This is a genomic window from Pseudomonas sp. 18058, from assembly GCF_902706155.1.
Classification (GTDB): Bacteria; Pseudomonadota; Gammaproteobacteria; order Pseudomonadales; family Pseudomonadaceae; genus Aquipseudomonas; species Aquipseudomonas rustica.
Map to the genome: position 1 here is coordinate 105,738 of NZ_CACSJY010000018.1, position 9,618 is coordinate 115,355.

Below are 9,618 nucleotides of genomic sequence, written 5' to 3' on the forward strand. Positions count from 1 at the left end.
AAATGACAGATAGCAAAACGCCCCACTAGGGGGCGTTTTGAGTGGTTATCCACAGTGTAAATCAAGCGGCTGCTTTGGTAGCCCGTTCGATCTTACGTGTGATGTACCACTGTTGGGTGATGGACAGGCAGTTGTTCACAACCCAGTACAGCACCAGACCAGCCGGGAACCACAGGAAGAAGAACGTGAAGATGATTGGCATCATTTTCATGACCTTCGCCTGCATCGGATCCGGAGGAGTCGGGTTCAACTGCTGCTGGATAAACATGGTTGCGCCCATGATGATCGGCAGAATGAAGAACGGATCCTTGATCGACAGGTCAGTGATCCACAGCATGAACGGCGCTTGGCGCATTTCCACGCTTTCCAGCAGAACCCAGTACAGCGAAAGGAAAACCGGCATCTGCACGAGGATTGGCAAGCAACCGCCCAGCGGATTGATCTTCTCTTTCTTGTACAGCTCCATCATGGCTTGCGACATTTTCTGCCGGTCATCGCCATGTTGTTCTTTCAGTGCAGCCAGTTTCGGTGCAACGGCACGCATACGCGCCATCGATTTGTAGCTGGCAGCCGACAGAGGGAAGAAAAGACCCTTGATCAGCATGGTCAGGAAGATGATCGACCAGCCCCAGTTACCAACGATCGCGTGGATGTGTTGCAGCAACCAGAAGATCGGTTGAGCAATGAACCACAGAATGCCGTAGTCGACGGTCAGTTCCAGACCTGGGGACAACTGCTTCAGCACAGCCTGGCTTTTCGGACCGGCGTACAGCACAGCGCTGGTTTCAACTTTGGCACCTGGTGCAGCGGTCAGTGTTGGACCGGTGTAACCGATGATGTAGTTGCCTTTGCTGTCTTTACGGGTCTGAACGACGTTGTTTTCGCCCTTCGCCGGAATCCACGCGGTCACGAAGTAGTGTTGCAGCCAGGCTACCCAACCACCGGTGACGGTTTCTTTCAGCTGCGCCTTGTCCATATCCTTCATGGACACTTTCTTGTACGGCTCCGAACTTGTCCACAGGGCAGCGCCCAGGTAAGTCGCGGTGCCAGTAGCAGTAGTGGACGAAGGGTCAGCGCTGTTATCACGCTTCAACTGAGCAAACATTGCGCCGTTCCAGGGCTGAGCGCTCTGGTTATCCACAATGTAGGAAACGGCTACGTCATACAGGCCGCGTTTCAGGGTGAAACGCTTGATGTAATTGACGCCGTCCTTGCTGAACTTCAGGTCTACGACCAATTGGTCCTGACCGTCAGCCAGTTGATAAGTCTTCTTCTCCGCGGAGTAGACCGGACGACCGGCCGGGTTTGCGTCCGGGCCGTTGGTGCCGATCAGACCGCTTTGGGCCAGATAAACACGTTCGCCGCCGTTATCGAACAGCTGGAACGGAACATCAGGACGATCCTGACGACGTGGATACAGAGGCAAGGTCAGTTGAGCAACATCACCACCTTGTGGATCGATCGCGAGATCGAGCACGTCGGTTTTGATCTGGATCAGATCCTTGCTGGCGGCTACCGGTGTTTCGGCAGGTGCGCTGGTATCGCTAGCGGCGCGCGGAATATCGTCACTGGCGGCAGCATTATTGCCAGTGGCGGTGTCCGGCAAACCGGATGTAGTCGTACTGGAAGCAACATTCTGAGTCGGCAAAGCAGCCTGACCATAGTCCTGGTTCCATTTAAGAACCATAACGTAGGCCACGATTGCCAGGGCGACGATCAGGATCGTGCGTTTGATATCCATGATTACTCGGCCATCGAAGAAGAACGGGAGGTAGGGATAGGTGGAACCGGGTCATAACCACCGGGATTCCACGGATGACAGCGACCTAAACGACGAAAGGTCAGCCAGCCACCGCGCAGAAGGCCATGATTTTCAATGGCTTCATACGCGTAGCAGGAACAACTGGGGTAGAAACGACAGTGGCTGGCCATCAAAGGACTAATGGCATAGCGATAAAACTGGATCGGAACGAGGGCCAGTTTACGCATCAGGACTGTCTACCCCTACAGTTTCGGTTTTGACTTCTGGAACTGGCTTGCTGCGTGCCAGACGCTTCCAGAGCTTGCCGAAATGCTGAATCAATTCGGGGTTTTCTACATCGCCAAGACCTTTGCGCGCGACGATAACGATGTCCCAGCCGACCAGTGAATCCTGGTGCAGACGAAACGATTCGCGCATCAAACGTTTGAGGCGATTGCGCTCAACGGAGAGCTTTACGCTCTTTTTCCCGATAACCAGCCCGAGACGGGGGTGATCAAGATCGTTGTTGCGTGCAAGGAGCAGGAGATTTTTCCCCGGAACCTTGCCGGTAGGGGAGTCAAAGACTGCCTTGAAATGCCGGGGGGTAAGCAGACGCTTTTCCCGACTGAAGTCCTGACTCACCTCCAGTACCGGATTATCAAACTGCCAGACGCGCACGACCTTTGGCGCGGCGACGCGACAGGACAGCACGGCCGTTCTTGGTAGCCATGCGAGCACGGAAGCCGTGAGTACGGGCGCGTTTGATAGTGCTTGGTTGGAAAGTACGTTTCATTGTCGTGTTACCTGGTTCGTCCACAACGGGCCGGAATGGCCCCCGTTTTAAGAGACCGGGGATTCTAGAGAAAGCAAGCCCTCAGGTCAATTTCCAACCAGCGTTTCCTTATAAATAGATCTCGGAGGCCTCTGTGGCTGAAAGCCTGTCTGCCAAACATAAAAATAAAGAAGGGACTTATTTAAAGCTTTTTTGTAAAGCTTATAAAAGCTAGGGCCGTCATCTTCTGTGGATAAGTGCCAAGAGCCCTTATTTCACGTGATGTACAGAGAATGACAACTACAGTGGAAAACCGTGTTCAGCCTGTGCTGCACTGTCGGATAACCTGTGCGTGGAATGGCCTGTTATCCACAGGAAGGTTATCCACCGAGTTCAACCCCCAGTTGTCCAGTGCCCTCAGGGGCGGTTATCCACAGAGCTTATTCACACACCGTTGGTCGCCTTTTTTTGGTTTAACGCATTGATAAATCATGTTCACCGGGCAACCTGCATGTGGATAAGTGGGCGGCTCGCCGCTACAATGGCCGCTTGTTTTTGCCTCACCGGCTTTCAACTTAGGGGATATCCGTGTCAGTGGAACTTTGGCAGCAGTGCGTGGAGCTTTTGCGCGAGGAGCTGCCTGCCCAACAATTCAACACCTGGATCCGTCCACTACAGGTCGAAGCCGAAGGCGACGAGTTGCGCGTCTACGCACCGAACCGTTTTGTTCTGGACTGGGTCAACGAAAAGTACCTGGGGCGCGTCCTTGAACTGCTGGATGAGCACGGCAACGGCATGGCGCCTGCGCTTTCCTTATTAATAGGCAGCAAACGCAGCTCGGCACCGCGTGCCGCACCGAATGCGCCACTGGCGGCAGCGCAAGCTTCCCAGGCGCAAGCGAATGCTGCCCCGGTGAACACGCCAGCACCGACTCAGACGCCAGCACCGAGCGCCAAGCGCTCGACGCAGAAAAGCCCGGAAGTCAGCGATGAACCGTCTCGCGACAGCTTCGATCCGATGTCCGGCGCCGCTTCGCAGCAGGCCCCGGTTCGTGCCGAACAGCGGACTGTGCAGGTCGAAGGTGCGCTCAAGCACACCAGCTACCTGAACCGTACGTTCACCTTCGAGAATTTCGTCGAAGGTAAATCCAACCAGCTCGCCCGCGCGGCGGCTTGGCAAGTGGCGGATAACCCGAAGCACGGCTACAACCCACTCTTCCTTTATGGTGGCGTTGGCCTGGGTAAAACTCACTTGATGCACGCGGTGGGTAACCATCTATTAAAGAAGAACCCGAATGCCAAGGTCGTGTACCTGCATTCCGAGCGTTTCGTGGCCGACATGGTCAAGGCGCTGCAGCTGAACGCGATCAACGAGTTCAAGCGTTTCTACCGTTCGGTGGATGCGCTGCTCATCGATGACATTCAGTTCTTCGCCCGTAAAGAGCGTTCGCAGGAAGAGTTTTTCCACACCTTCAACGCCCTGCTTGAAGGTGGCCAGCAGGTCATTCTCACCAGTGACCGCTATCCGAAAGAAATCGAAGGCCTTGAAGAGCGCCTTAAATCCCGGTTTGGCTGGGGCCTGACGGTTGCCGTCGAGCCGCCGGAACTGGAAACCCGCGTAGCGATCTTGATGAAAAAGGCCGATCAGGCCAAAGTCGACTTGCCGCACGACGCCGCGTTCTTCATCGCCCAGCGTATTCGTTCCAACGTCCGTGAGCTGGAAGGCGCGCTGAAACGCGTGATCGCCCACTCGCACTTCATGGGCCGCGACATCACCATCGAGCTGATTCGCGAATCCCTGAAAGACCTGTTGGCGTTGCAGGACAAACTGGTCTCTGTGGATAACATTCAGCGCACCGTCGCCGAGTACTACAAGATCAAGATCTCCGACTTGCTGTCCAAGCGCCGTTCGCGCTCGGTCGCACGTCCGCGTCAGGTGGCGATGGCGTTGTCCAAGGAACTGACCAACCACAGCTTGCCGGAAATCGGCGATGTGTTTGGCGGCCGCGACCACACCACCGTGTTGCACGCCTGCCGCAAGATCAACGAACTTAAGGAATCCGACGCGGACATCCGCGAGGACTACAAGAACCTGCTGCGTACACTGACCACTTGATGAACACCAGCGCAGCTTATTAAGGCAAGGGACTAGACCATGCATTTCACCATTCAACGCGAAGCCCTGTTGAAACCCCTGCAACTGGTCGCAGGCGTCGTCGAGCGTCGACAGACCTTGCCGGTACTGTCCAACGTGCTGTTGGTAGTCGAAGGCCAGCAACTGTCGCTGACCGGTACCGACCTTGAGGTCGAGCTGGTCGGTCGTGTGCAACTTGAAGAGCCTGCGGAAACAGGTTCCATCACCGTGCCTGCGCGCAAGCTGATGGACATCTGCAAAAGCCTGCCCAACGATGCGCTGATCGACATCAAAGTCGACGAGCAGAAGCTGGTGGTCAAGGCCGGCCGTAGCCGTTTCACCCTGTCGACCCTGCCTGCCAACGACTTCCCGACCGTTGAAGAAGGCCCGGGTTCGCTGACCTGCAGCCTTGAGCAAAGCAAACTGCGTCGTTTGATCGAACGCACCAGTTTCGCCATGGCTCAGCAGGACGTGCGTTATTACCTCAACGGCATGCTGCTGGAAGTGTCCGAAGGCATCATCCGCGCCGTGGCCACCGACGGTCACCGTCTGGCCATGTGCTCGATGAAAGCCGATATCGGTCAGCCGGATCGCCATCAGGTGATCGTGCCGCGCAAAGGTATTCTCGAACTGGCACGTCTGCTCACCGAGCCGGACGGCAATGTCAGCATCGTCCTGGGTCAGCACCACATCCGCGCGACCACCGGCGAATTCACCTTCACCTCGAAACTGGTCGACGGTAAATTCCCGGACTACGAGCGTGTTCTGCCGAAGGGCGGTGATAAGTTGGTATTGGGCGATCGCCAAGCGTTGCGTGAAGCGTTCAGCCGTACCGCGATTCTGTCCAACGAGAAATACCGTGGTATCCGTCTGCAACTGGCCAACGGTCAGCTGAAGATCCAGGCCAACAACCCGGAGCAGGAAGAAGCGGAAGAAGAAGTGGGCGTTGAATACAACGGCGGCTCCCTGGAAATCGGCTTCAACGTGAGCTATCTGCTCGACGTGCTGGGCGTGATGACCACCGAGCAGGTTCGCCTGATTTTGTCCGACTCCAACAGCAGCGCGCTGGTGCAAGAGTCCGACAACGACGACTCGGCTTACGTTGTCATGCCGATGCGTCTGTAATCAGCTGACCCTGGATGTCCTTAAGTCGTGTTTCGGTCACCGCGGTGCGCAATCTGCACCCGGTGACCTTCTCCCCCTCCCCCCGCATCAACATTCTTTACGGCGCTAACGGCAGCGGCAAAACCAGTGTTCTGGAAGCCATTCATCTGCTGGGGCTTGCCCGTTCGTTTCGTAGCACGCGTCTGTTGCCGGTCATCCAGTACGAACAACTCGCCTGTACCGTGTTCGGTCAGGTCGAATTGGCCGAGGGTGGCCATAGCGCTTTGGGCATCTCGCGCGATCGTCAGGGCGAGTTCCAGATCCGTATTGACGGGCAGAACGCCCGCAGCGCTGCGCAACTGGCGGAGATCCTGCCGCTGCAGTTGATCAACCCCGACAGCTTCCGCCTGCTTGAAGGCGCGCCGAAGATTCGCCGGCAGTTTCTCGACTGGGGCGTGTTCCACGTTGAGCCGCGTTTCATGGCCACTTGGCAGCGTTTGCAGAAGGCCTTGCGCCAGAGAAACTCCTGGCTGCGGCATGGTACACTTGACGCCGTTTCGCAAGCGGTTTGGGACAGGGAACTGTGCCAGGCCAGCGCTGAAATCGATGAATACCGCCGCGCTTACATCAAAGCCTTGAAACCAGTCTTTGAACAAACCTTGAGCGAACTGGTTGAGCTCGAAGGTTTGACGCTCAGCTATTACCGAGGCTGGGACAAAGACCGGGAATTGAGCGCCGTACTGGCTGGATCCCTGCAACGGGATCAGCAAATGGGTCATACCCAGGCCGGACCGCAACGCGCTGATTTGCGTCTTAGATTGGGCGCCCACAACGCCGCGGACATTTTGTCCCGGGGTCAGCAGAAGTTGGTGGTCTGTGCACTGCGGATTGCCCAAGGGCACTTGGTCAGCCAGGCCCGACGCGGTCAGTGTATTTATCTGGTGGATGACCTGCCGTCCGAACTGGACGAGAACCACCGCCGCGCGCTGTGCCGTTTGCTGGAAGACTTACGCTGCCAGGTGTTTATCACCTGTGTAGATCACGAATTATTGAGGGAAGGCTGGCAGACGGAAACGCCAGTCGCTTTGTTCCACGTGGAACAGGGCCGTATCACCCAGACCCACGACCATCGGGAGTGAAGGCATTGAGCGAAGAAAATACGTACGACTCAACGAGCATTAAAGTGCTGAAAGGCCTGGATGCCGTACGCAAACGTCCCGGTATGTACATTGGTGACACCGACGATGGCAGCGGTCTGCACCACATGGTGTTCGAGGTGGTCGACAACTCGATCGACGAAGCCCTCGCCGGCCACTGCGACGACATCAGCATCATCATCCACCCGGATGAGTCCATCACCGTTAAAGACAACGGCCGTGGCATCCCGGTAGATGTGCACAAAGAGGAAGGCGTTTCCGCCGCCGAGGTCATCATGACGGTCCTACACGCTGGCGGTAAGTTCGACGACAACTCCTACAAAGTATCCGGCGGTCTGCACGGTGTAGGTGTTTCGGTAGTGAACGCGCTGTCCGAAGAACTGGTACTGACCGTTCGCCGCAGTGGCAAGATCTGGGAACAGACCTACGTCCACGGCGTGCCTCAGGCACCGATGGCCATCGTTGGCGACAGCGAAACCACCGGCACCCAGATTCACTTCAAGCCGTCGGCTGACACCTTCAAGAATATTCACTTCAGCTGGGACATCCTGGCCAAGCGTATTCGTGAGCTGTCCTTCCTCAACTCCGGTGTCGGCATCGTCCTCAAGGACGAGCGCAGCGGCAAGGAAGAGCTGTTCAAATACGAAGGCGGCCTGCGTGCGTTCGTTGAATACCTGAACACCAACAAGACTGCGGTCAACCAGGTGTTCCACTTCAACATCCAGCGTGAAGACGGCATCGGCGTGGAAATCGCCCTGCAGTGGAACGACAGCTTCAACGAGAACCTGTTGTGCTTCACCAACAACATTCCGCAGCGCGACGGCGGCACCCACCTGGTGGGCTTCCGTTCGGCACTGACGCGTAACCTGAACACCTACATCGAAGCCGAAGGCCTGGCGAAGAAGCACAAAGTCGCCACCACCGGTGACGATGCCCGTGAAGGCCTGACTGCGATCATCTCGGTGAAGGTGCCGGATCCGAAGTTCAGCTCGCAGACTAAAGACAAGCTGGTCTCTTCCGAAGTGAAGACCGCGGTCGAACAGGAAATGGGCAAGTACTTCTCCGACTTCCTCCTGGAAAACCCGAACGAAGCCAAGCTGGTCGTCGGCAAGATGATCGACGCTGCGCGTGCCCGTGAAGCGGCGCGTAAAGCCCGCGAGATGACCCGCCGTAAAGGCGCGCTGGACATCGCCGGTCTGCCGGGCAAGCTCGCTGACTGCCAGGAAAAAGACCCGGCGCTCTCCGAACTGTACCTCGTGGAAGGTGACTCCGCGGGCGGCTCTGCCAAGCAGGGCCGTAACCGCAAGACCCAGGCGATCCTGCCGTTGAAGGGCAAGATCCTGAACGTCGAGAAAGCCCGTTTCGACAAGATGATTTCTTCCCAGGAAGTGGGCACCTTGATCACCGCACTGGGCTGCGGCATCGGTCGCGACGAGTACAACATCGACAAGTTGCGTTATCACAACATCATCATCATGACCGATGCTGACGTCGACGGTTCGCACATCCGTACCCTGTTGCTGACCTTCTTCTTCCGTCAGTTGCCGGAGCTGATCGAGCGTGGCTATATCTACATCGCTCAGCCGCCGCTGTACAAGGTCAAGAAAGGCAAGCAAGAGCAATACATCAAAGACGACGACGCCATGGAAGAGTACATGACGCAGTCGGCCCTGGAAGATGCGAGCCTGCACCTGAACGAAGAAGCCCCGGGCATTTCCGGTGAAGCGCTCGAGCGTCTGGTGAATGACTTCCGTATGGTAATGAAGACCCTCAAGCGTCTGTCGCGCCTGTACCCGCAGGAACTGACCGAGCACTTCATCTACCTGCCGGCCGTGAGCCTGGAAAAGCTCGGCGACCACGCAGCGATGCAAGAGTGGCTGGCCCAGTACGAAGCGCGTCTGCGTACCGTGGAAAAATCCGGTCTGGTCTACAAGGCCAGTCTGCGTGAAGACCGTGAACGTGGCGTGTGGCTGCCAGAGGTCGAACTGATCTCCCACGGCCTGTCGAACTACGTCACCTTCAACCGCGACTTCTTCGGCAGCAACGACTACAAAACCGTCGTCACCCTCGGCGCTCAGTTGAGCACCCTGCTCGACGAAGGCGCGTACATCCAGCGCGGCGAGCGCAAGAAAGCGGTCACCGAGTTCAAGGAAGCCTTGGACTGGTTGATGGCTGAAAGCACCAAGCGCCACACCATTCAGCGATACAAAGGTCTGGGCGAAATGAACCCGGATCAGCTGTGGGAAACCACCATGGACCCAAGCGTGCGCCGCATGCTGAAAGTCACCATCGAAGACGCCATCGGCGCAGACCAGATCTTCAACACCCTGATGGGTGATGCGGTCGAACCTCGCCGTGACTTCATCGAGAGCAATGCATTGGCGGTTTCGAACCTGGATTTCTGATCCTCTGTAGGTGGGAAAAGTTATTTTCCACGTTGGTCAAAGTTAAACGCCATCTAAGTTGAAAAGAAAATCCCCCGACAGACGCAAGCCTGTCGGGGGATTTTGCTTTTGGTAGGTTGATGCTGGACAAGCAGTATTTCTGAAAATGTGGCCCAATAGCAGCGGGCATTCTGTTTGCCTGTTGCCGCTGACCGAAAACTGACCCAGTAAAGGCTGTTCTGCCGACTGAAAACTGACCCAGGTGTTCAACTGCTTCTGCTCACTTTTCGAGCAGGAGAATACAGGGTGATCAGCATGGAAATGTTG

9 protein-coding genes are annotated in these 9,618 nt (G+C 56.5%); 4 read left to right on the forward strand and 5 right to left on the reverse strand.

Going from position 1 to position 9,618, the window contains the following annotated elements:
* Positions 1-61 precede the first annotated feature (61 nt).
* From yidC to rpmH, 4 genes are read right to left on the reverse strand one after another with little or no spacing between them, the layout of a single operon-like run.
* Entirely contained in the window at positions 62-1,741 is a 1,680-nt protein-coding gene (gene yidC / locus GVL50_RS12545; protein ID WP_159813305.1) for a membrane protein insertase YidC, read from the reverse strand.
* A gap of 2 nt (positions 1,742-1,743) precedes the next feature.
* Complete coding sequence (gene yidD / locus GVL50_RS12550; protein WP_010465488.1) at positions 1,744-1,989, reverse strand: membrane protein insertion efficiency factor YidD; 246 nt, start codon at positions 1,987-1,989, stop codon at positions 1,744-1,746.
* Positions 1,982-2,383: a ribonuclease P protein component gene (gene rnpA / locus GVL50_RS12555; RefSeq protein WP_042704971.1), complete on the reverse strand. Its 402-nt coding sequence runs from the start codon at positions 2,381-2,383 to the stop codon at positions 1,982-1,984. Before rnpA ends, yidD begins: the two co-directional genes overlap by 8 nt.
* 16 nt (positions 2,384-2,399) lie before the next feature.
* Positions 2,400-2,534: a 50S ribosomal protein L34 gene (gene rpmH, locus GVL50_RS12560; RefSeq protein ID WP_003213577.1), complete on the reverse strand. Its 135-nt coding sequence runs from the start codon at positions 2,532-2,534 to the stop codon at positions 2,400-2,402.
* Positions 2,535-3,101: 567 nt separating this feature from the next.
* Between rpmH and dnaA the strand changes: the two genes are divergently transcribed.
* The 4 genes from dnaA to gyrB are packed head-to-tail and all read left to right on the forward strand — an operon-like array spanning position 3,102 to position 9,312.
* The gene (gene dnaA, locus GVL50_RS12565) at positions 3,102-4,628 is read left to right on the forward strand and encodes a chromosomal replication initiator protein DnaA (RefSeq protein WP_159813307.1); all 1,527 of its coding nucleotides are present in this window, start codon (positions 3,102-3,104) and stop codon (positions 4,626-4,628) included.
* A gap of 39 nt (positions 4,629-4,667) precedes the next feature.
* Complete coding sequence (gene dnaN / locus GVL50_RS12570; RefSeq protein WP_053125301.1) at positions 4,668-5,771, forward strand: DNA polymerase III subunit beta; 1,104 nt, start codon at positions 4,668-4,670, stop codon at positions 5,769-5,771.
* A gap of 14 nt (positions 5,772-5,785) precedes the next feature.
* Complete coding sequence (gene recF / locus GVL50_RS12575; RefSeq protein WP_053125303.1) at positions 5,786-6,889, forward strand: DNA replication/repair protein RecF; 1,104 nt, start codon at positions 5,786-5,788, stop codon at positions 6,887-6,889.
* 5 nt (positions 6,890-6,894) lie between these two features.
* Positions 6,895-9,312, forward strand: coding sequence for a DNA topoisomerase (ATP-hydrolyzing) subunit B (gene gyrB, locus GVL50_RS12580; RefSeq protein WP_008084382.1), 2,418 nt, complete (start codon positions 6,895-6,897; stop codon positions 9,310-9,312).
* Between the two features lie 42 nt (positions 9,313-9,354).
* Here gyrB and GVL50_RS28815 read toward each other — a convergent pair.
* A partial coding sequence (locus GVL50_RS28815) for a hypothetical protein (RefSeq protein WP_218586039.1) occupies positions 9,355-9,618 on the reverse strand: 264 nt, incomplete at its 5' end.